The sequence below is a fragment of the Tenacibaculum aquaeponti genome (assembly GCF_052084715.1).
Classification (GTDB): Bacteria; Bacteroidota; Bacteroidia; order Flavobacteriales; family Flavobacteriaceae; genus Polaribacter.
This window is the reverse complement of sequence record NZ_CP197288.1, coordinates 2406707-2429869: the sequence shown is the minus strand read 5'-3', so window position 1 is coordinate 2429869 and position 23163 is coordinate 2406707. Positions and strand designations below refer to the sequence as shown.

16 protein-coding genes are annotated in these 23163 nt (G+C 29.8%); 10 read left to right on the top strand and 6 right to left on the bottom strand.

Annotation, left to right across the window (positions count from 1 at the left end; translation table 11 throughout):
• Positions 1–48: 48 nt before the first annotated feature.
• Genes mnmG through ACSIGC_RS10855 form a run of 3 tightly spaced genes read right to left on the bottom strand, consistent with a single transcriptional unit; the run spans position 49 to position 5750 of the window.
• A complete protein-coding gene (gene mnmG / locus ACSIGC_RS10865; RefSeq protein ID WP_442264845.1) occupies positions 49–1926 on the bottom strand; it encodes a tRNA uridine-5-carboxymethylaminomethyl(34) synthesis enzyme MnmG in 1878 nt (625 codons plus the stop codon).
• A gap of 59 nt (positions 1927–1985) precedes the next feature.
• The gene (ybeY, locus tag ACSIGC_RS10860) at positions 1986–2399 is read right to left on the bottom strand and encodes an rRNA maturation RNase YbeY (protein WP_442264844.1); all 414 of its coding nucleotides are present in this window, start codon (positions 2397–2399) and stop codon (positions 1986–1988) included.
• Between the two features lie 3 nt (positions 2400–2402).
• Positions 2403–5750: a DUF4175 family protein gene (locus ACSIGC_RS10855; RefSeq protein WP_442264843.1), complete on the bottom strand. Its 3348-nt coding sequence runs from the start codon at positions 5748–5750 to the stop codon at positions 2403–2405.
• A gap of 182 nt (positions 5751–5932) precedes the next feature.
• On the opposite strand from ACSIGC_RS10855, the gene ACSIGC_RS10850 reads away from it, so the two are divergent.
• The 5 genes from ACSIGC_RS10850 (at position 5933) to ACSIGC_RS10830 (ending at position 10581) form a co-directional block, all read left to right on the top strand.
• A complete protein-coding gene (locus ACSIGC_RS10850) occupies positions 5933–6178 on the top strand; it encodes a hypothetical protein (RefSeq protein ID WP_442264842.1) in 246 nt (81 codons plus the stop codon).
• Between the two features lie 105 nt (positions 6179–6283).
• Positions 6284–7117, top strand: a complete 834-nt coding sequence (locus ACSIGC_RS10845; protein ID WP_442264841.1) for a hypothetical protein — start codon at positions 6284–6286, stop codon at positions 7115–7117.
• Between the two features lie 108 nt (positions 7118–7225).
• Complete coding sequence (gene gltX / locus ACSIGC_RS10840) at positions 7226–8749, top strand: glutamate--tRNA ligase (protein ID WP_442264840.1); 1524 nt, start codon at positions 7226–7228, stop codon at positions 8747–8749.
• A gap of 112 nt (positions 8750–8861) precedes the next feature.
• Positions 8862–9818, top strand: a complete 957-nt coding sequence (locus ACSIGC_RS10835; RefSeq protein ID WP_442264839.1) for a peptidase — start codon at positions 8862–8864, stop codon at positions 9816–9818.
• A gap of 10 nt (positions 9819–9828) precedes the next feature.
• Positions 9829–10581, top strand: a complete 753-nt coding sequence (locus ACSIGC_RS10830; RefSeq protein WP_442264838.1) for a DUF481 domain-containing protein — start codon at positions 9829–9831, stop codon at positions 10579–10581.
• Here the strand turns inward: ACSIGC_RS10830 and ACSIGC_RS10825 are convergent, their stop codons facing one another.
• From ACSIGC_RS10825 to ACSIGC_RS10815, 3 genes are all read right to left on the bottom strand, one after another.
• The gene (locus tag ACSIGC_RS10825) at positions 10582–10935 is read right to left on the bottom strand and encodes a hypothetical protein (protein ID WP_442264837.1); all 354 of its coding nucleotides are present in this window, start codon (positions 10933–10935) and stop codon (positions 10582–10584) included.
• Positions 10936–10944: 9 nt separating this feature from the next.
• Positions 10945–11541 carry a hypothetical protein gene (locus ACSIGC_RS10820; protein ID WP_442264836.1) on the bottom strand — a complete coding sequence of 199 codons (597 nt, stop codon included), beginning with the start codon at positions 11539–11541 and terminating at the stop codon, positions 10945–10947.
• Between the two features lie 64 nt (positions 11542–11605).
• Positions 11606–12040 (bottom strand): TerB family tellurite resistance protein, encoded by a 435-nt coding sequence (locus tag ACSIGC_RS10815; RefSeq protein WP_442264835.1) that lies wholly within the window; start codon positions 12038–12040, stop codon positions 11606–11608.
• Positions 12041–12213: 173 nt separating this feature from the next.
• On the opposite strand from ACSIGC_RS10815, the gene ACSIGC_RS10810 reads away from it, so the two are divergent.
• From ACSIGC_RS10810 to mfd, 5 genes are all read left to right on the top strand, one after another.
• Positions 12214–13209: an alpha/beta hydrolase gene (locus ACSIGC_RS10810; RefSeq protein ID WP_442264834.1), complete on the top strand. Its 996-nt coding sequence runs from the start codon at positions 12214–12216 to the stop codon at positions 13207–13209.
• A gap of 165 nt (positions 13210–13374) precedes the next feature.
• The gene (locus tag ACSIGC_RS10805) at positions 13375–13938 is read left to right on the top strand and encodes a hypothetical protein (RefSeq protein WP_442264833.1); all 564 of its coding nucleotides are present in this window, start codon (positions 13375–13377) and stop codon (positions 13936–13938) included.
• 91 nt (positions 13939–14029) lie between these two features.
• Positions 14030–14635, top strand: coding sequence for a methyltransferase domain-containing protein (locus ACSIGC_RS10800; protein ID WP_442264832.1), 606 nt, complete (start codon positions 14030–14032; stop codon positions 14633–14635).
• A 1987-nt stretch (positions 14636–16622) separates the two neighbouring features.
• Positions 16623–19541: an RNA-directed DNA polymerase gene (locus ACSIGC_RS10795; RefSeq protein WP_442264831.1), complete on the top strand. Its 2919-nt coding sequence runs from the start codon at positions 16623–16625 to the stop codon at positions 19539–19541.
• A gap of 63 nt (positions 19542–19604) precedes the next feature.
• Positions 19605–23006, top strand: a complete 3402-nt coding sequence (gene mfd / locus ACSIGC_RS10790) for a transcription-repair coupling factor (RefSeq protein ID WP_442264830.1) — start codon at positions 19605–19607, stop codon at positions 23004–23006.
• Positions 23007–23163: the final 157 nt, after the last annotated feature.

The following is a 23163-nucleotide window of genomic DNA, read 5'->3' as shown; positions in this document are numbered from 1 at the left end:
TTAAATTTTAGTGAATAAAAAAAACGTTCCATGTGGAACGTTTTAAAATTATCTACCCATATAAACTAATAATACAGAGACATCGCTTGGAGAAACTCCACTAATTCGACTTGCTTGCGAAATGCTGGTCGGTTTTATTTTTAGAAGTTTTTCCCTTGCTTCGTATGATAATGATTTTACTTTAGTGTAATCAAAACTTGAAGGTATAGGAACGTTTTCTAGTCTGTTTAATTTATCAGCGTTGCTCTTCTCTTTTTCGATATACCCCGAATACTTTAAATGAATTTCAACTTGTTCTATAATTTCTTTATCTATTGAGTTTTCTTCTATGAAATTATTTAATTTTTCTATAGATAAAAAGTCATTAAAAGTAAGTTGAGGTCTGGCTGCTATTTTGTATAACTTCATAGATTGATTTATAGCTGCTAGATTTTTTTTCTCAAGTATAGGGTTTATTTCTTCTTTTGTTACGCTTAGTTTTTTTAAGAACTCTATTGTTTCTTCTGTTTTCCTTTCTTTGTTAGTTACTCTTTTTAATCTTTCTTCTGAAGCTAAACCAATTTCGAAAGATTTTTTAGTTAATCTTAAATCAGCATTATCTTGACGAAGTAGAGTTCTGTATTCTGCACGAGAAGTAAACATTCTATATGGTTCTTCAGTTCCTTTTGTGATTAAATCATCAATTAAAACTCCTATATAAGCTTCACTCCTTTTTAAAATAAAAGGTTCTTTATTTTGTGTTTTTAATGCTGCATTTACACCTGCCATTAATCCTTGCGCTGCTGCTTCTTCATATCCAGTAGTACCGTTAATTTGTCCTGCGAAAAATAAGTTTTCGATAAGTTTTGTTTCCAACGAGTGTGTTAACTGTGTTGGTGAAAAATAGTCGTATTCTATCGCATATCCATATCTAAAAAACTTTACTTTTTCAAAACCAGGAATAGAACGTATTGCTTTATCTTGAATGTCTTCTGGTAAAGATGTAGAGAACCCATTTACATATATCTCAACTGTATTCCACCCCTCAGGTTCTACAAAAACTTGATGTCTTTCTTTATCAGCAAAACGATTTATTTTATCTTCTACAGACGGACAATATCTTGGTCCAGTTGATTTAATTCTTCCGTTAAACATAGGAGATCTATCAAATCCTTCTCTAAGTAAATCATGTGTAGTTTGATTTGTATAAGTCAAATAACAAGATCTCTGTTCTTTTAAAACAGATGTAATCGGTAAATAAGAGAATTTTTCAGGATTATCATCACCAGGTTGTTCGGTCATTTTAGAATAATCTAAAGAACGACCATCTACTCTTGGAGGTGTTCCTGTTTTCATTCTTCCAGATTCAAAACCTTTTGCAACTAAGTCTTCTGTTATTCCAGTTGAAGCCCCTTCTCCTGCTCTACCACCACCAAATGTTTTCTCTCCGATATGAATTAAACCATTTAAAAAAGTACCTGCTGTTACAATTACAGTCTTGGCTTTTATATCTAATCCAAGGTTTGTTTTTACTCCAATTATTTTGTTTCCATCGAAGATTAAACCGTTAACAGAATCTTGATAAAAATCTAAATTTTCAGTTTGCTCAAGCATATTTCTCCAACATTCTGCAAACTGCATTCTGTCAGATTGAGCTCTCGGACTCCACATTGCAGGTCCTTTAGATTTGTTAAGCATTTTAAATTGTATAGCGGTCTTATCCGTAACAATAGCACTATAACCACCTAACGCATCAATCTCTCTAACTATTTGTCCTTTTGCTATTCCACCCATAGCAGGATTACAACTCATTTGAGCAATGTTCTGTAAATTCATTGTAATTAAAAGAGTGTGTGCTCCCATGTTTGCACTTGCTGCTGCTGCTTCACTACCAGCGTGTCCTCCTCCTACTACAATAACATCGTATGTTGTTGTGAATAAACTCATCTTTATATTCTGTATTGGATATTCTTTAAAATAAAAAAGTCCGTTCCACGTGGAACGGACTACAAATTTAAGACTTTTAAACAAGTATTTTCTTTGTCTCTCATGATTTGTTTTTCATTATCTGTCTTATCTTTAAAACCCATATAATGAAGTATGCCATGAATAATGACTCGGTGTAGTTCTTCTTGAAAAGAAACTTCAAATTTAGAAGCATTTTCCTTTACTCTTTCTATAGAGATAAAAATATCACCACTTACAAGTTTACCTAAAGAATAATCGAAACTAATAATATCTGTGAATGTGTCATGTTGTAAAAATTCAACGTTTATTTTATGTAAATAACTATCATCACAAAAGATATAATTCACTTCACCTAGTTCGTGGTTTTCTTCTTCTATACATTTAATAATCCATTCAGATGTTCTTTTTTCATCTGAAAGTTCAAAGTTGGTTTCGTAATTAAAAGCTATCATTTTTTAATTTTTAGAAGTGTTCTTATTATTGAAATATTCCTGAACTTTCTTCTTGTAATTTTGTTGTAAAGGTAACGATTGTCTGTTTAAAATTTCAGTTTGATTGTAATACTGTTTTTTAAATTCAAGTTCCTTGATTCTATTTTTATTATATTGGATTAAATTAGTGTTTGACTTTCTTTTCTTTTCTTTTCCTTGTTCGAAAGTTGCTTTTTCTAATTTTAAAAGTTGATAGTTTAAACGCTGCATTCTTTGTAAAGTACTTTGATTAAAACCTTTTTCTAAAATTTCATTTTCTAACTGTTCCATCTGTTTTAATGCTTTTTTACCTTCTCCATTTCCGTCTTTTCCATCTTTTATAGCATCTTGTAATTGCTGTCTAAGTTCACTTTGTTGTTTGTATATTTCGTATAATTCTCCATTTAAATCATCGTTCTGTCCTTGTTGTCCTTCTCCTTTTTGTTGTCCTTTATTCTCCCCTTTTTGACCTTTTTTATCTCCTTTTCCATCCTTTGGTTCACCATTTTCACCATCTTTAGGTTTTCCATCTTTACCATTTTTATTCATTCCTTTCTTCATTTTATTCATTAAGTCTTCTTGTTTTTGAATAATATCTGGTAAACTAAATGAATCGCCGCTCTTCCCTTTTCCACTACCACTACCTGGTTTTGGGTTTTGCATTGCGTCTAAAGTATTACTTAGCATATTAGCTAATTCATTTGCTGAAGTCATAACATATCTTTGGTTAGAAACACCATTTCGGAATCTACTATCTGCAAAGTTTTCTAACGATTGATCTAAATTATAATGCGCATCAGCTAAATGATCTTGTATTTTAGAACTAATTTCAGGTACACGAAGAGATAAAACAAACAAGCTATCATCGATATGTTCGAAGTATGTTTTTAATTGATTCTGCTTCTTTAAATTCTTTCCAAAATTAGGATGTCCTGAATTAATTTTAGAGAAATCATTCATTAATGTTTCCTGATCAAAAGAGAATGTAACTAGGTTTTCAAGAATACTACGAAGATCTTCCATGTTCTCTTCAGCCATTTCATTACTCATCATTTGCATTGATTGCTGCATTTTCTGACTCATTTCTTTCATTTTTTGAGCAGCTTTCTTCTGATTTTGTTTAGCTTTTTGACTGTTATTTTTCTTTTGGTTTTCTTCTGCTTTGTTTAATTGTTCTTGTGTTTCCTTCTTTAAGTTTTCAACTGAAGGAATATCCATTGGTCTTTTTAATTTTTCGTTTTCCTTTTTTAAATCATCTAATTCCTTTTTTTGCTTTTCAAATTCTTCTTTTAATTTTTTTTGTTCCTCCTCTGTGTTCTCTTTGTTGCTTAATTCTTCTTGTTTTTTAGCTAATTCATCTAGTTTTTCAGCAATTTTATTCATTTTTTGTTCTACATAATATTGCTTAGCTAATTCTAAAACTCTTTCTAAACTCTTTTCTTGCTGTTTGTTTTGTTGAGCAAGTTGTTTTGACTTTTTAATTAAATCTTCCTTGTTCAGCTTTTCTGCCATTTTTTTAAGTTGATCTAAAAGCTTTTTTTGTTTTTGAATCTTTTTAAGTTCTTCTATTCTTTTCTGTAAGTTTTCTTTTTTCTTTTGTAAACTTTCATTTTTTTCTTCCTTTTCAGAAAAGTTCTCTTGAAGTTTCTTTGTTTGTCGCTGCATCATGTTCTGATACTGCTCTTGTCGCTTAATAATATTTTCTATTTTCTTCTGATCATTCCAATTCATATTCTTCTTGTTTTGAAGATCGAATTGAACTTTTTCTAGTTCTTGTTTGCTGTCTTGTTGCTTTTGTAAAGAATTCTGAATGTTTTCTAAGTAATTTTGTTGTTCATTTAGTAATTCATTATCTAACTCTTCAGTCGTTTTCTTTCTATACGAAAACTTTTTACTGACTGCCTTTTTATTTCCTTGTATAGCATCATTATCAAAAACTCTAAAGAATAATTCATAGTCTATACCTTCTATTAATTTTAAATCATCTGGAAACTTAGCAAAGAAACTCTGTACGTTTTCTCTAGAAATTTTTATTTGTTTAGTTTTTTTATTTTCAGGATTGTGAATATCATAATAAACCATTTCTAATTTTTGAAATCCATAATCGTCAGAAATTTCACCAGCAAAATAAACGGGACCTCTAGAAATACTATCAATATTTGATTTAACTTCAATTGTTGGAAATTCATCAGAAATTGTATTAATAGAAAAATTTAGTTTTTCGTAATTTTTTAGTTTAATATTTGAAGTACTTATTAAATAATTTACATCTTCTAAAATTCTCTTTTGAAAAGAAAATTCGTTGTTTTTATCTGTTTTAAAAGGTTTAGTTTTATTGTTACTCGTGTAATTAACACTATCTGTATCAGAAGTTAAAACTTTCCAAGTAACGAATGTTCCTTGTGGAACAGTGATGTTTGTTGCGTTAGAAAGTTGTTCGTTTTTTTTACCAATATACCTCGGGTAATTGATCTGCATACTGATGTTTTTTATTGAAGGAGTCTTAATAATATTTACTTGATAATTAGTAGACTTAATCTTATTTGCTTCAATAAAGAATTGAATGTTTTTATTTACAGATTCAAAGGTGTATGAAAACAAACCAGAACCATTATTATCTAAATAATAAGATTCATTATTAAAGTTAATTTTTGCTTCATCAGGAATAACTTGTCCTTTAGTTTGTATGTAAACAGTTAAAGGATCACCTTTAATTACCTCTAAGTTTTTTGAAGTAAGTTCAAAGAAAAAAGGAGCAGGTGGATTGTAAGCAATGCTATGATTTACTACCCTATTTAAACTATCATTAAGTTTATCACCAATACCAGTAATAAAAGTAAGTAACCATAAAACCACTGGAATTACTAAATATTTTAAATATTTTACGTTTACTGAGAAATTTATAGCATTTGAAAAAGGAATCGGTTGTAGTTCACTTGCTTTTTGATCGATACTTGCTAAAAGTAATTCCGATGAATTTGTTTCGTTTTTAAGCTGTAAAAAATTAAGTAATTTATCTTTTACTTCTGGAAAATGATTTCCAATTAGTTTAGAAGCTTCTTCTTGAGTAATTCCCTTTTTAAGTCCAAAAAGTTTAAAAATCGGAAAACAAATAAAACGAATTAATAAAAATACTTCTACGGTTATAAATAACCAGAACAAAACTGTTCTTGCGTTAGGTTTTAACCAGAAAAAATACTCTATAAATAGAGTAAATAAAAGATATAAAAGTCCTAACGTTAAAAATAGAATACTTCCTTTTATTAGTTCATTTGTGTAAAATTTTCTACTAAACTGCTGAAGTTTTTGCTCAATTCGATTGAAATTACTCATAAAACAAATATTAACCTATAAAAGTAATCAAATTTCGTATTCAAAAACAGTATTAAAAAAGTTAAAAAGGCGTTTCACTCTAGTTTTTGTTAAATAAAATTTAAAATAATACTCTTTAACACTATTAAAAAGAAAATAACAATAGATTTAAAGTAATTATTAACCTCATAAATTTAAATATTATGAAAAAAGAATTTTTAAAACTTCAAAACACTAAGATTTTATCCAAAAAACAACAAAGAACTATTCAAGGAGGAATTTGGGGAAGTTCTAATTGTACTGCAACTGGTTGTGTAGCATCTCACCATGCAGGCGGACAAGGATTCATTGGGTCTGAAGGTGGTACTTGTGTTTTAGATGCTCCTGCTGGAGAATCTTGTATTGGAACTGTTCGAAACGGTTTATGTTGTATAGGTTCTTTTAATTAAATAAAGAAAATAAATAAACCTAAATGCTTAGAAGTTTCTAATTTCTAAGCATTTTTTTGTAAGGAATTGACTTATATTTTAACTAATAGTGAAAATATTTAAAACATGAAAAAACTAACTTATTTTTTACTTATTTGCCTATCAATAAGCACATATGCTCAAAGTCCTTGGACACAAAAGAAAGATGAAACTTATTTACAATTATCTTTTACTACTATTCCAACATACTCAGATATTTTTGGAAATCCAGATTTTCAAACTGAAAGAGAAATTAATGATAATACATTACAATTATATGCTGAATACGGAATTTCAGATAAAACAACTTTAATAGCAAACTTACCTTTTAAATTTGTTGCTACTAATGATTTAGTTAATCCAACTCCATTTCCAGTAACTGCAGAAGGATCTAAAAGTTCTTTAGGAAATATACAAGTTGGAGTTCGTCATAATTTTTACAATAAAAAGTGGTTAATTTCTGGTCAATTGATGGTTGAAGCTAATACAAGTAATTTTGATGCTGCTACTGGTTTAAGAACTGGTTACGACGCTTGGACTTTTACTCCTGTTATTTCTGCAGGTAGAGGATTTGATAAATGGTATATTCAAGCTTTTACAGGAGTTGATATTAGAACAAACGATTATAGTTCTGCATTTAAATTAGGCGGTGAAGCTGGTTATAAAGTAGGTTCTTGGTTATGGGTTGCTGGTTTTTTAGATGGTGTTGCTTCTTTTCATAATGGAGAAATTTTACAACCAATTACTAATTTAAGAACAAGTTTATATGTTAATGACCAGAGCTATGCAGCTTTTGGATTTAAAATTATAGGAGAAATTAATAAAAACTTTGGTGCAAATGTTGGTTTAGGAGGTGCTTTTAGCGGACGAAGAGTTGCAAAATCTCCTGCATTATCATTCGGTTTGTATTACAAGTTATAATTTTTTTATATAAATATTAATGAAGAGAGTTTCGAAAGAAACTCTCTTTTTTTGTCTTTTTTGCTTTGTCTTTTAAAACTATCTTTGCCACGTTAAAAAATTAAAAAAATGTCTGACAACGTTCGTGTGCGTTTCGCGCCAAGTCCAACAGGACCGTTACATATAGGTGGCGTAAGAACCGCATTATTCAATTATTTATTTGCAAAAAAACATAATGGAACATTCGTTTTACGAATCGAAGATACCGATCAAACACGTTATGTAGCTAATGCAGAACAGTATATTGTAGATGCCTTAGAATGGTGTGAAATTCCTTTTGATGAAGGTCCAGGAAAGAATGAGAAATTTGGTCCTTACAGACAATCTGAACGTAAAGATTTATATAAACAATATGCTGATGAATTATTAGCAAACGGTTGGGCATATTATGCTTTTGATACTGCGGATCAATTAGATGCACATCGTAAAGATCATGAAGCAAAAGGTAAAACATTTATTTACAATTGGCATAATCGTGAAAAAGGAAGATTGGTGAATTCTTTAGTCCTTTCTGAAGAAGAAGTTCAGCAAAAAATAGAAGCAGGAGAAAAATATGTAGTACGTTTTAAAACACCTCAAGACGAAACTTTAATTTTACAAGATGAAGTAAGAGGAACAATTAAGATTGATACTAATACATTGGATGATAAGATTTTATTTAAATCTGATGGTATGCCAACTTATCATTTAGCGAATATTGTTGATGATCATTTAATGGAAATTTCACATGTAATTCGTGGTGAAGAATGGTTACCTTCTCTCCCATTACATTCACTATTATATACTGCATTTGGTTGGGAATCACCAAAATTTGCGCATTTACCTTTAATTTTAAAACCAGTTGGTAAAGGAAAATTAAGTAAACGTGACGGTGATAAATTAGGTTTTCCAGTCTTTCCATTAGAATACACGAATGAAAAATCTGGAGATGTTTCACGTGGATATAGAGAAGATGGATATTTTTCGGACGCTTTTGTAAATATGTTAGCTTTATTAGGTTGGAATCCTGGAACGGAGCAAGAATTATTCTCACTAGAAGCTTTAATTCAAGCCTTTGATTTAGCTAGAGTAAGTAAATCTGGAGCAAAATTCAGTCTAGATAAAACAAAGTGGTTTAATCAACAATATTTACAACAAAAACCTGATAATGAGTTAGTTAGTTTGTTTTTACCAATACTTGAAAATCAGGGGATTACTGCTAATAAAGACTTTGTAGAGAAGGTAGTTTCTTTAATTAAAGAACGTGCAGTTTTTGTACAAGATTTTTGGGATTTATCAAGTTTTTTCTTCCAAGATCCTAAAGAATATGATCAAAAAGCAGCTAAAAAACAGTGGAAAGAAACTACTGGAGCTTTAATGACGGAATTGGTTTCTGTAATTGAAGGAATTGAAGATTTTACTATTGAAAATGCACAAACTGAAATTAAAGGTTGGATTACTTCAAAAGAAATAGGTTTTGGTAAAGTAATGCAACCATTACGATTAAGTTTAGTTGGCAAACTTGCTGGACCAGATTTATTTGAAATTATGATTATGGTTGGTAAAGAAACAACTATTAAAAGAATACAAAATGCGATAACTAATTTAGGATAGTTTATCACAAATGAATATTTTAAAAGCGTTATTACACTACTTAATAACGCTTTTTTCTTTCAATCATTTTAGATTTTTGTTTCTTTGCAACGAATTAGAGAAAAAGAAAAAAATGTTTACAACTACAGTAAAAAGTACTACAGAAGAAGATATTTCTATTCTTGTTCAGAAAGACAATCATTCTTGGAATTATTTATGTGATTGTGGTGAAGCGAGTTTATTAACAGTAAAAGAAATACAAAACATAAAAGCTGTTTTTATAAGTCATACTCATATCGACCACTTTATTAATTTTGATGCTATAATTAGGCATCAGATTGGTACTGAGTTACATGTAATTATTTTAGGTCCAAAAGGTATTGCAGCCCAAGTACAATCGAAGCTAAAAGGTTACACGTGGAACCTTATTAATCAAAATTCAATTACTTATGAAGTAAGAGAATTGATATCAGCTAATTACTATATTGTTTATGAATTAAAACCACCAATTTGGGAACTAAAAAAAGTAAAAGAAGTCACAAATAAACAGGTTTTCGAAGACAAAGAATTTTCAGTTTCTTGTGTGCTGTTAGATCATAAAATTCCAACGGTAGCTTATAAATTTCAAGAAAAAGAAAAAATTAAAATTAATATAAAGAAAAGTGATTTTAAGCCTGGTAAATGGGTGAAAGAATTAAAGGAAGCTTTTGAAAATAATGATAAAAGGAGAGAAATTATTATAGCTGAAAGTAGTTATACAGCAGAAGATCTTTTTTATTTATTGGAAGTTCAATTAGGAGATAGTTTAGGAATTATTATGGACCACGCTCCTAGTGAAAAAAATCATCAAAAAATTCAAGAACATTTTAAAGACTGTGAAACTGTTTACATAGAATCTTTTTATTTGAATGAAGATAAAGAGTTGGCAATCAAAAACTTTCATAGTTATGCAGCAAAATCAGGTGAAATAGCTAAAAAAGCTAGAATAAAAAATCCTATTCCTGTACATTTTTCAAGAAAATATAAATCAGCACAAATAGAACAACTTCAGCAAGAGTTTTATAATGCTTTTAAATCAACAATAGTTTAGCTAAAACAAAATGAAAAAACGTATTTCTTTTCTAATACTACTATTCCCGTTTATATTATCCTCTCAAATTATTAATGTTGAAAACTTGAGACGGGTTACAGATACAACAGGTTGGTCTGGTTTTGCACGATTAGATTTACATTTAATAAAAAATAGAAATACAATATTTGGTTTTTCTAATAGAATACGTGTACAGTACAAGACCAATAAGCATTTATGGTTGTTTGTTAATGATTTAGATTTTAGAGAAGCGAATTCTAATAAGCTTGTAAGCAAAAACGCACAGCATTTAAGGTACAACTATCGATTTCGTGAGAAAATCGCTCTAGAGGCGTTTTTACAGTCTCAGGAGAACGAAATAGCTGCAATTCGATTAAGAGGTTTAATTGGTGTGGGTTTACGCTTTAAATTGTCTAAATCGGAGAAATACAAGCTATATTTTGGTAATTTAGTTATGTATGAAAATGAAAAGGTGATTGAGTCTGATGAAAAAATAACGAATAGAGATTGGAGAAATAGTTCATATTTTTCTATGAGTTTATTTCCAACAAAAAATATCTCGATTGCGAGTACTACATACTTTCAACCGAGATTTGATTTATTTTCTGATTTTAGAATTTCTAGTCAAACAACAATGTCTTTTAAAATCGTTAAAAATTTAAGATTTGCTACAACTTTCACTTATCAATATGATGAATTTCCGGTTTTAGGTATTCCAAAGGAACAATACCGATTAACAAACGGAATTATGTATAGTTTTTAATTAGCGAGACATTCCTGGAAAAGAATTCACAGGTTTAATTTTTAAATCTGCAAAATTTTCTGTGATGTATACACGTAAGTCTTCACCATGTTCAACGATTTGCCATTCACCACAATTATCGGCGAAACTTTCTACAAATTTTACCTTTACATCAGGAAAAGAATTAACGATTTTAACTTTAATATCTGCTTGAGATGAATATTCAACAAGTTTAATTTTACCGTAAAGTTTTTTGCCATCAAAACTACAGATATCAGTCTGTACTTTCGGATTCTTTTCTTCTTTATTTTTTCCTTTAGAAATAACTAAAAATAGAGAAATACTAATACAAAAAAACAAGGCAAACACTTTCATTACAAATAATTAATGTTGGTTAAAATAACAAGCTCCTCCAATGGCAGAAGTTGCTCTTCCTGAAAATAAATTACCAATATCGAAAGAATAAATTAAACTACCTGTAATCTGTATATGAGAACGCATACTTTCAAAAGATTCTAAAGAATGTTTATAATACAATTGTGTGTTTAAACCTATAGAATTAGTAATCCAATAAGTAAGACCAGCACCTACATTAAAAGTAGGAGTCATTTTTCTTTCGGAATCTACTAAACTTCCACCAGCAAAAACATAAGGAAGAAAATCTTCAGATAATTCAGTAAAATTGTAACGAATAGAACCGTCTAATGAAAAATATTTTACTGAGTTATCAATAAAACCGACACCAAAACTATTAAAAGACATGGCACCATCTAAAGATAATTGTTCACCAATGGGAATAGTTAAATTCAATCTTGGAATTTGAATCATGTTTTTGTCTCCTATAAAACTTGCATCTTCATCTGAAAATTTAACAACACCGGCTCCGAGACCAATTTGCCATTTTCTGTTTCTATTTGACTCTACTTGGGCAAAAATATTAGCAACTACGAATACTGTTACGACGAAAAAAAATTTTCTCATAATCATAATTTGGGGATGGTTATAGTTTACTAAACTACTAAATTTTTGTTTTAGTATGTAAAATCTATATAGAATTTACTTTTTTAATTGCCTCTGTAAATACCTCTAAATCATTGTTGTTCATTACTAAATGAATAGCTTCATCACAAACTTTTTCAACATTATCTAAAGGGAAACTTAAAGCTGTTGTTATTTTTCTCATTAACAGAACTTCATCTTTATCAACATTACCATCAGCAAAAATCATCGTAGTTAAACGATATAAACGTTCAATACTTTCATCATAACCAATTGGTGGGTTTATAGGGTAAACATCTGGGTTTTTAAGTATTTCTTTATATTCTTCTTCGCTAATATTTAATTTCTTAGCAGCTTTATCTAATAATTTCTGTTCAGCTTCAGTGATCATATTATCAACTAAAGCAATTTTAACGATACTTGCAAAATGACCTATTTCTTGTTTGTGTTGACCGCTAGCGTATAAATCTGATATAGACATATTTTTTTAATTTTTTGTTGTTATAAATTTAAATAATCCTACATCTTTTTAGATAAAAAAATCGATAAAAAGTCACTCTTTATAGCCCAAGAAATTTTATATATTGAAGAGAAATAATTTAAAATTAAACTATTAGCAATAATTTTTGTCATATAAATAAAAATATACGAATCATGAAGTATACAATTTATACCCTATTGTTTTCTATTTTATTAATGTCTTGTAGTGAAGAAAATAATGAAGAAACTCCTGAAATAAATGAAGAAACACCAATAGTTACAACAGATGCTGTTTATGAAGTTTTAGTTACGCGTGATATAGTATATGCAGAAGGATTAAGTCATGAAACCATAAATAGTACAAATTACACTATAAAACAACTAAAATTAGATGTTTACATTCCTAATAATACAAATGATAATAGACCAGCAGTTTTGTTAATACATGGTGGTGGTTTTATATCTGGATCTAAAGATGTTCCACAAATAACAAATTTAGCAAACTATTTTGCTTCGAGAGGTTGGGTTGCATTTTCTATAAACTACAGATTACAAGGTGATTTAGGAACAATTCCAACTGCTTGGATTCCTTTTGCTCAGAATAGTTTAGAACCTTCTCAAATAGATCAATTTTATGCAATTTATCCTGCAAGTAGAGATGCTAAAGCAGCTTTACGTTGGCTACATTCAAATGCTTCAAATTATAAAATAAATACGGATTATATTACTGTTGGCGGAGGTTCTGCAGGAGCAATAACAGCAACAATGTTAGGTGTTACCGCAGCAGAAGATTATACAGAAGAAATTTCTATGACTTTAGATCCTACATTGGCAACAACCAATTTAGAACAATCGACAAAAGTTCATACAGTTTTAGATTTCTGGGGAAGCGGTATTTCTGTAAAAATTATTAATGATTTGTATGGTAAAGAACGCTTTAATGCTTCAAATGCACCAATAATTATAATGCATGGAACAGAGGATCCTACAGTATTATTTAGCGAAGGTGAAGCTTTAAGAGATAATTATATTGCTACAGGAGTTAACCATGCTTTTTATCCTTTAGAAGGAAAAGGTCATGGTCCATGGAACGCAACTGTTAATGGTAAAAGATTAGAGGATTTGTGTTTCGATTTTATGGTAGAACAACAAAAGCTTAATGTACAATAAAAATTAATTTATGTAAAATCGATTAAAAATTTCAAAAGAAAACTTCATTAAGTTGTTAAGTTAACTTTAAGAATATTATACAATTATCACCATTTTAAAACCTTGTTTTTCCGATGATGATTTTGGGTAAATTCGTTTCGAATTAACCTTTTAATCTTCATAAAAATGAAAATTTTTAAATTATTTTTTGTTGCTGTGGCATTGGTAGTATTTAATAACTGTCAAAATGATGACACTGTAGCAACAGAAACTGTACCAACTAGCAACCTAAACCAACAATTTGTTAAGGTAATCGATGTTTCTAACACTCCAGATATTCAAGAAATAGTAAAAGAATTACAATCGGGAACAAAACAAAATAAAGCCATTGTTTCTCAAAGAATTGTAAACTGTACTTTAGATAGCGATATCGGTTGTGGAAGTGAAACAGCTTTAGAAATTGAAGAATATGTAAATACTTCAAATTGTATTAATTTTACACAAGGAACTTTAATTTTCCCTCCACAAGCACAACAATTTACTTTCGATTATTCATATTATATCGATGGAGATTCTGATATTAATTTAGATAGATATCAATACCAATTTGATGCTCATATTGCAGAAATCGAGCGTCAAATCAAGCCATTAAAAATCGCTTTTATTCAAGCTGATGCACAAAACGGATGTTTCAACGAAAGAGGTTGGAATGTAGACCAAGTTGTGTATACTGTAATTTTAGGAAACTAATATCAAAAATTAGGAATTAAATAGTTATTGTGTAGTACCGGTAGTGAAAGCTATCGGTATTTTTGTATTTTTAAGTAAAACAAAAAACAATTTGAGTACAACAAAAGATTATTGGTCGCAACGCTACATTGAAGAAAGAACTGGTTGGGATTTAGGCGCAGCTTCCCTCCCATTACAAACGTATTTCGATCAATTAATCAACAAAGATTTACGGATTCTAATTCCTGGAGCAGGAAACTCTTACGAAGCAGAATATTTATATAAAAACGGATTTTCAAATGTTGAGGTTTTAGATATTGCTAACGAACCTTTACAAGCATTTGCAGAACGAAATCCTGATTTCCCTAAAAATCAACTTTTAGAAGCCGATTTTTTCGAGATTGAAGGTCAATATGACTTAATTATTGAGCAAACATTTTTTTGTTCTTTTCCTCCACTTCCAGAAACTCGAAAAGCTTATGCAAAAAAGATGTACGAGTTATTAAAACCAAACGGGAAATTAGTTGGCTTATGGTTTGATATTCCATTAACTGGAGATCTAGAAAAGCGTCCATTTGGCGGTGATAAAGAAGAATATTTGAGTTATTTCTCTGAATATTTTGAAGTCCTATCTTTTGAAAAAAGTTACAATTCCGTTCCAGCCAGAAAAGACATTGAACTTTTTGGAATATTCAAATCAAAATGTCAGTTCGAGTGACGATCTTGGGGAGTTGTATCGAGAACTATTTTCGACTTTAAAGTAAAATTTCTATACAATTTAAAAAACGCATTAAGTAAAAGTAAAGTATGACGTTTACCGTGGAACATCACGTTCCCGTCAAGCTGAATTTATTTCAGCTTCTCATACTGCTGAGATTAGGTTTAAATTTTAGTTGATTTAAAAATTATAATTCATTCTTTTTTCCATTGATGAAAAAAGAAATCGACTTTAGGAGATTCATGAAGACTTAAACCAATAAAAAATGACTGAACTAAACAAAAAAATCTAGTCTTCACAGCTTTTCACACATAAAACTCACATCCTCGAAACGAAATGAAAAGAACTCGCTATCGCTCAAACAGCTTTTCATTTTGTTCGTTTCTTGCGGTGGATTTTATGGTTCAATCTCTGTATGACGTTTACCGTGGAACAATTTCGTTCGTCAAGCTGAATTCATTTCAGCTTCTCATAGTGTTGAATTCACTTGTACTTCTCTTGATGAGATTCCGAAACAAGTTCGGAATGACTTCTGTTTTGAAACAATTTTATCAACGAAGTTCGCTAATAGTTTCGCAGAGTTTCATAAGTGTTAACGAAGTTCGTTGATAGCTTTGTAGAGTTTTGAAATCCCTAGCGAATGTCGCTTATAACTTCGTAATATTTCAGAGTTAACAGCGAGTATCGCTGATAATTTTGTAGTATTTTGAAACAATCATTAAACTCTCTTAACACTTTTTTCTTTTCATAACGTTTAAAATACAAGTGTTTACTGTGTAACAATTTCGTTCTCGTCAAGCTGAATTTATTTCAGCTTCCTGTAACGTTGTTTTTTAAGCTTTATATAACTTCGACCTCAGAGAATCAACGTAAAGAAAATAGAGAATAAATTCGTTAAGAAATAAAATCTGTTTGAGGTAAAGCCGAGTTATTTTATTTTAGAATTCATTCGAAGATTTTTAGTTGATGATCTGAAGTCTTGACTTTTGTGAAGCCTGTCTTGAGCGAAAGTCGAAAGGTTTTGTCAAGAAAAAGAAAGGAAATAATAACAAATATATTTATCGATTAAGAAACATTATACCTTTCATTCTTTTTTCCATTGATGAAAAAAGAAATCGACTTTAGGAGATTCATGAAGACTTAAACCAATAAAAAATGACTGAACTAAACAAAAAAATCTAGTCTTCATAGCTTTTCACACATAAAACTCACATCCTCGAAACGAAATGAAAAGAACTCGCTATCGCTCAAACAGCTTTTCATTTTGCTCGTTTCTTTCGGTGGATTTTATGGCTTAATCTCTGTATGACGTTTATCGTGGAACATCACATTCGCCAAGTTAAATTCATTTCAGCTTCCTGTAACGTTGTTTTTTAAACTTTATTGAATTCTGACCTCAGAGAATCAACGTAAAGAAAATAGAGAATAAATTCGTTAAGAAATAAAATTTGTTTGAGGCAACGCCGAGTTATTTTATTTTAGAATTAGTTCGAAGATTTTTAGTTGATGATCTGAAGTCTTGATTTTTGGTTCTTTGTATCAAGACAAAGAATGATAAATACATGTATCGAGTAAGACACAATTGTATAACTCATTTTTTCTATTCACGACTTTTAAAATACAAGTGTTTATCTTGGAACATCACATTCGTCAAGCTGAATTTACTTGTGCTGAATTTATTTCAGTATTTCAGCTTCTCATCATGGTTAGATTATAATAATCTGATTTCTAATGGTTAAAAACAAAATTACACTAATAAAACATTGATCATTGTTTACTGACAACAGATCACTGACCAAAAAAAGGGTGTTTTTCCCCTATGTTACAGGTAAACAACCCTAAATAATTTTATTTTCTTTAGCAACCGAAAGAAGATAAAGTAATAGAATAATCCTCCTATTCCTTCATTTTTATTAAATCTATTTTGATGACTCTATAGCTTTAAGAAATTCACAGATCTTAAAGCTAATTTATATATAATAATATAATGAATAATTTCGAATTAATTAGAGATTTAGAATATGCTTACAGAAAGCTAAAATCTTATATTTATCACGAGAACTTTTCGCTGGATTTGAGAATGAAAATTTCTGAATTTGAAAGAGATAGGGATGTAGATGAAAAATTTAGATTGCTTGCAAAAAAAATAAGTAATTATATAAATAACAAAGAACTATGCGACTTATTTTCAGAAATAACTTATTCCGTTTTTCCAAAAAGAATTGAAAAGAATACTATTTCTGAAAATAGTTCATTTTACTTCTCTAACTCAAACATTCAAGATTCCTATCAAGTTACAAAAATAACTCCCTTTATAAATTGTCCAGTTGAAATTCATGTTATTTCTGTACTTTGGATTATGAAGATCGGTAAAAACCTTGACTTTCATTTATCTAAGAACTGTTATGGAAATATTTTACAAAGAGACGAAGAGCAAGTATTCGATAATAATTCTATTCACTTATTTGAAAAGTACTTTAATAAGTATAATGAATGGAGAGATAATGCGATAAAAAAAGCTAAAGAAATCCATAATCAGAAAAATGATGTTGCAATACTTAATTTAGACATTAAAGAATATTATAATTCTGTTGATTTAGAAAAAAAAGAAATTATAAAATATGTACCTGAAGATTACAAATGGTTAAATGATTTTTTATTTGAAGTTCATGAAGAATACAGAAAAATAATTAATAAACAAGGAATTTTAAATACCTCGAAAAATATTTTGCCAATAGGTTTACTCTCTTCTAGTATTCTTTCAAATTTTTATTTAATTGATTTAGATAAAAGAATTGAAAATAATATAAAGCCTGAGTATTATGGAAGATATGTTGATGATATTCTTTTAGTTATTTCAAATCCACAAATTTCTAAAGATGATAAAGATCCCGTTTCCGTTTTTTTAGACAAATATTTAATTAATCAAGATTGCTGGAATGAAAACTTGAGAATCGTAAGAAACATTGATAATCAAAATGATTACAATATTGAAATAAAAGGGAATACATTAATTTTTCAGGATGAAAAGGTAAAATTATATCATTTATTTGAAGGTGAATCAATAGAGATTTTAAACAAGTTTGAAAAGGAGATTAAGAAAAACAGTAGTGAATTTAGATTACAACCTGAAGCAAAACAAATTTTTGAAACTTTCAATTCAGAATCATATGAGTTAATATATTCAGATACGGTAAATAAAATAAGATCTATCGATGGAATTAAAACCAATAAACTTGGAGCTTCAAAGCATCTAAGAAAGTTAATATCTGCAACTCAATATTCAAAAAAACTAGATAAAGAAGAACTCGATAATATTTCGTCAAAGATTCTTGATTATTTTTCTGGTGTTAGAAGTTTAGAATTAAATTTATTATGGGAAAAAGTGATTACTTTCTTTGTAATTAATAAAGCTGAAAATCATTTAATTGATTTTATAAAAGCTCAATCATTAATAATTTCGAGTATTGAGATATCGAATTCACTTTCAAGTGAAATTGAAAATGTGAAAAAGTCAATAATTGAAACTTTAAAAAATCACTTACATTATTCTATTTCAATGTCTGCAACTTTGAATAGAAAGTTTTTTAAGGAGAAGGTTATTAAACAGTTTTTATTCAGTAAAACTGAAAATGACATCAATAAATATTTAAAAAAAATTAATAATGATGCTCATTCTTTAATTGAAGCTAATATGTTCAGGCAGAACTATTCTTTTTTCCCTTTATTGAATTACTGTAAACAATCTGATGACTTTTCATATACAAATCAAGTTGTAGAAAAAAACACTAAATTTAAGATTGATCCCTTCAAAATAAAGTATTCGCCGAGATTTATACACTATCACGAAATAGTTTATTTCCATTATTTAAAGAGGTGGAATTTTGAAAAATTTGATAGAGCATTTAATCCAGAAAAGAAAGCATTAGAAGAGTATTTGAAATTTAATAAATTGGACGAAAATAAAGGATATGGAAACGTGTATCCTAGAAACTTTAAAGCAGTTAAGTCAAATTTAATCAAAAGTGTTGTTATTTCGGATAAACCAAAAAGTGATAAATTAAAAATAGCTATTGCGAACATTAAAGTTAATTCAAAGAATTCAATTTCTTCAATGCTTGGTAAACCAAATTTATCGTTTAATAGATTAAATGAATTGAATGTTATTTTGAACCAAGCACTAAAGAATAAATGTGAACTTATAATTTTTCCAGAAATATGTTTACCCTATCAGTGGGTTTCTATTTTAACAAATTTTTCTAGATTAAATAGCATTGGTATTATTGCAGGTGTTGAGCATTTTACGAAGAATAATAGAGTTTATAATTATATCTTAACTACTCTTCCCTTTAAATTTAAAGGATATAAAAACCTGTATATAGATTTTAGATTAAAAAAAGATTATTCTCCTGATGAAGTTAATCAAATTATTGGACGTAAAGATTATTCATTACCTTTAAAAGCAGAGTTTTCAAGTGATAAATTACGTTTATACTTGTGGAAAGGTTTGATGTTTAGTTCATTTAATTGCTTTGAATTATGTGATATTGAAAAAAGAAGTCTTTTTAGAGGAAATGTAGATTTTCTTGTTGCCATCGAACATAATAGAGATTTAACGTATTTTTCAAATATTGTAGAAAGTGTTTCTAGAGATATCCATGCCTATATAATACAAGTTAATACTTCTCAGTATGGCGATTCTAGAATAAATCAACCTTCTAAATCTTATCTTCGAGATATTGCTAAAATTAAGGGAGGTGAAAATGTTTCTATTCTAACAGCTTTTATTGATATTGAAAAATTGAGGGTTTTTCAGTCTTTTAATAATATTCTTCAAGAAAAGAATAATCATTTTAAACCAACTCCACCAAATTATGAGATGAATAAGTATCGTAATAAAAGTTAGTTTTTAATATTGTTTTTTTAGAATATTGATCTATCCCCGTATCTTTGCTCAAAATTTTTACCGTTGAGTAAGCAAACCATTGTAAACTACTACCAAAATGCTACAAAGGTAGCTTTGGTACAACAGGCCTTACAACAAGAAAAAAACCACTTTCAATTATCGAATTTGGTCGGTTCTTCGTTGTCTTTTGTGATATCCGAAACTTTTAAAACTGCCGATAAACCTTTTCTATTTATTTGTAACGATAAAGAAGAAGCGGCATACTATTTAAACGATTTGGAGCAATTACTGGGAGAAAAAAACGTACTGTTTTATCCTGGTTCGTATCGTCGTCCGTATCAAATTGAAGAAACCGACAACGCCAATGTATTGTTAAGATCGGAAGTGCTGAACCGTATCAATTCACGAAAAAAACCAGCGATAATTGTTACCTATCCTACTGCGCTATTCGAAAAAGTAGTAACGAAGAAAGAACTGGAAAAAAACACACTCAAGGTAAATCAAGGTGAAAATTTATCTCTCGATTTTATCAACGAAGTATTATTCGAATACAATTTCAATCGAGTTGATTTTGTTACCGAACCTGGAGAGTTTTCAGTACGTGGAGGAATTGTAGATGTGTTTTCATTCTCAAACGACGAACCGTATCGAATCGAATTTTTTGGTGATGAAGTAGACAGCATCCGAACTTTTGATGTAGAAACACAATTGTCGAAAGAAAAACTCACCAAGGTGAGTATTATGCCAAATGTAGAAAACAAGGCATTACAAGAATCGCGAGAAAGCTTTTTAAAATATATTTCGGCAAAAACGGTATTGCTGATTAAAAATCAGGATTTACTTACCGGAAATCTCGATAAATTTTTCCGCAAAGCGGAAGTAGAATTTGAAAAACTGTCGGAAGACATTAAACATTCAAAACCATCAGAATTGTTCTGCGACGGAACATTGATTAAAAATCAATTGCAAGATTTTACTGTGGCTTATTTGGACAAGCGTCATGCTGAACTTGTTTCAGCATCTCATCCAGATAAAAGCGCTGCTCACTCAGGTGAGACCCTGAAACAAGTTCAGGGTGACGGTAAGATTTCATTCTCAGTCCGTTCACAACCATCGTTTAATAAGCAGTTCGATTTATTAATCGAAGATTTAAATGTTCATCATTCCAAAGGATATACTAACTATATTTTCTGTGCCAATGAAAAACAAGCACAGCGTTTTCATGATATTTTTGAAGATGCCGATGTTGAGGTACATTACGAAACCGTAGTTTTTCCGATTTATCAAGGATTTATCGATGAAGATCAGAAAATAGTTTGCTATACCGATCATCAAATTTTTGAACGTTACCATAAGTTCCGACTGAAAAATGGCTACGCCAAAAAACAATCGATTACGCTAAAAGAATTAACCAATTTAGAAAAAGGTGATTATGTAACACATATCGATCACGGAGTTGGAAAATTCGCAGGATTACAAAAAATCGATGTTGAAGGAAAGAAACAAGAAGCGATTAAATTAATTTATGGCGATCGCGATATTTTGTATGTGAGTATTCACTCGCTACACAAGATTTCTAAATTCAATGGAAAAGATGGAAAACCACCAAAGATTTTTAAACTAGGATCGAATGCGTGGAAGAAAATCAAGCAAAAAACGAAAACTCGAGTTAAAGAAATTGCCTTTAACTTAATCAAACTTTATGCAAAGCGTAAATTAGAAAAAGGACACGCTTTTGGTCCAGATACGCACATGCAACATGAGTTAGAAGCGAGTTTCTTATATGAAGATACGCCAGATCAGTTTTCTGCAACTCAAGATGTAAAAACCGATATGGAAAAAGATCAACCAATGGATCGTTTAGTTTGTGGTGATGTTGGTTTCGGAAAAACAGAAGTTGCGATTCGTGCCGCTTTTAAAGCTGTAGACAACGGAAAGCAAGTTGCGGTATTAGTACCCACTACAATTTTAGCATTTCAGCATTTTAAGACGTTTTCTGAGCGTTTAAAACAATTTCCTGTACAAATAGATTACTTAAACCGTTTTCGTACCGCAAAACATAAAAAAGGCGTTTTAGAAGGTGTTGCCGATGGTTCTATAGATATAGTCATTGGAACACATCAATTAACGAACAAAAATGTACAGTTTAAAGATTTAGGTTTATTAATTATTGATGAAGAACAGAAATTCGGAGTTGCAGCAAAAGATAAATTAAAAACCATTAAGGAAAATGTAGATACATTAACTTTAACAGCAACGCCAATTCCGCGTACGTTACAATTTAGTTTAATGGCAGCGCGTGATTTATCAGTCATAAAAACACCACCACCAAACCGTCATCCAGTAGAAACCAATGTGGTTCGTTTGTCGGAAGAAACTATGCGTGACGCGATTTCCTATGAAATTTCACGAGGAGGTCAAGTATTTTTTATTCATAATAGAATCGAGAATATTAAAGAAGTTGCCGGAATGTTACAACGTTTGGTTCCTTCAGCAAAAATTGGAATCGGACACGGACAAATGGAAGGGAAAAAGCTAGAGGAATTAATGTTGGCTTTTATGAATGGAGAGTTCGATGTTTTAGTGTCAACGACAATTATTGAAAGTGGATTAGATGTACCAAATGCCAACACGATTTTTATTAATAATGCCAATAACTTCGGATTGTCAGATTTACACCAAATGCGTGGTCGTGTAGGACGTTCTAACAAAAAAGCATTCTGTTATTTTATCACGCCACCTTATCATATGATGACGGAAGAAGCGCGTAAACGTATTCAGGCTTTAGAAATGTTTTCTGAATTAGGAAGCGGATTGAATATTGCCATGAAAGATTTAGAAATTCGTGGAGCTGGAGATTTATTAGGAGGAGAACAAAGTGGATTTATTAACGATATTGGTTTCGATACCTATCAGAAAATTCTGAAGGAAGCGATTGAAGAACTGAAGGAAAATGAATTTAAAGATTTATATCCTGTTGATGAAAATGCTGGTCCGAAAGAATATGTAAAAGAAGTTCAAATTGATACTGATTTTGAGATTTTATTCCCAGATGATTATGTGAATTCTATTACAGAACGTTTGAATTTATACAAACAATTAGGCGAATTAGAATCAGAAGAAGAACTACAAGTTTTTGAAACCAATTTAATCGACCGATTTGGTGAATATCCAACTCAGGTTCAAGATTTACTAGATTCTGTTCGTATCAAATGGTTAGCAAAATCATTAGGATTAGAGAAAATCATTCTAAAACAAAAACGTATGATTGGGTATTTTGTATCTGATCAGCAAAGTGATTTCTATCAAACAGAAGCATTTACCAAAATGCTGAAGTATGTACAGCACAATTCTAAAAGCTGTGTGATGAAAGAAAAGCAAACCAAAAATGGTTTACGATTGTTAATCACATTTATTAAGATTGATACAGTTAAAAAAGCTTTAGAAACATTGCAAAAAGTGTAATATATAAAATAGGTGTCTGAGGTACTCGAAGGCGCCTGTTTTTTATTCCTTAATATGGCGAAAAACATAGTCGAATACAGCCTTAAAATCCGTTATAAATACCTGAAAAAAAGAATATGTACATTTGTCGTCAAATTCAAAAAGAAAAAAGGAAAAG

What these genes read in the sequence shown, in the direction of transcription:
- mnmG (WP_442264845.1), bottom strand. Translation starts at nt 1,926, where the DNA reads ATGAGTTTATTCACAACAACATACGATGTTATTGTAGTAGGAGGAGGA.
- ybeY (WP_442264844.1), bottom strand. Translation starts at nt 2,399, where the DNA reads ATGATAGCTTTTAATTACGAAACCAACTTTGAACTTTCAGATGAAAAA.
- ACSIGC_RS10855 (WP_442264843.1), bottom strand. Translation starts at nt 5,750, where the DNA reads ATGAGTAATTTCAATCGAATTGAGCAAAAACTTCAGCAGTTTAGTAGA.
- ACSIGC_RS10850 (WP_442264842.1), top strand. Translation starts at nt 5,933, where the DNA reads ATGAAAAAAGAATTTTTAAAACTTCAAAACACTAAGATTTTATCCAAA.
- ACSIGC_RS10845 (WP_442264841.1), top strand. Translation starts at nt 6,284, where the DNA reads ATGAAAAAACTAACTTATTTTTTACTTATTTGCCTATCAATAAGCACA.
- gltX (WP_442264840.1), top strand. Translation starts at nt 7,226, where the DNA reads ATGTCTGACAACGTTCGTGTGCGTTTCGCGCCAAGTCCAACAGGACCG.
- ACSIGC_RS10835 (WP_442264839.1), top strand. Translation starts at nt 8,862, where the DNA reads ATGTTTACAACTACAGTAAAAAGTACTACAGAAGAAGATATTTCTATT.
- ACSIGC_RS10830 (WP_442264838.1), top strand. Translation starts at nt 9,829, where the DNA reads ATGAAAAAACGTATTTCTTTTCTAATACTACTATTCCCGTTTATATTA.
- ACSIGC_RS10825 (WP_442264837.1), bottom strand. Translation starts at nt 10,935, where the DNA reads ATGAAAGTGTTTGCCTTGTTTTTTTGTATTAGTATTTCTCTATTTTTA.
- ACSIGC_RS10820 (WP_442264836.1), bottom strand. Translation starts at nt 11,541, where the DNA reads ATGAGAAAATTTTTTTTCGTCGTAACAGTATTCGTAGTTGCTAATATT.
- ACSIGC_RS10815 (WP_442264835.1), bottom strand. Translation starts at nt 12,040, where the DNA reads ATGTCTATATCAGATTTATACGCTAGCGGTCAACACAAACAAGAAATA.
- ACSIGC_RS10810 (WP_442264834.1), top strand. Translation starts at nt 12,214, where the DNA reads ATGAAGTATACAATTTATACCCTATTGTTTTCTATTTTATTAATGTCT.
- ACSIGC_RS10805 (WP_442264833.1), top strand. Translation starts at nt 13,375, where the DNA reads ATGAAAATTTTTAAATTATTTTTTGTTGCTGTGGCATTGGTAGTATTT.
- ACSIGC_RS10795 (WP_442264831.1), top strand. Translation starts at nt 16,623, where the DNA reads ATGAATAATTTCGAATTAATTAGAGATTTAGAATATGCTTACAGAAAG.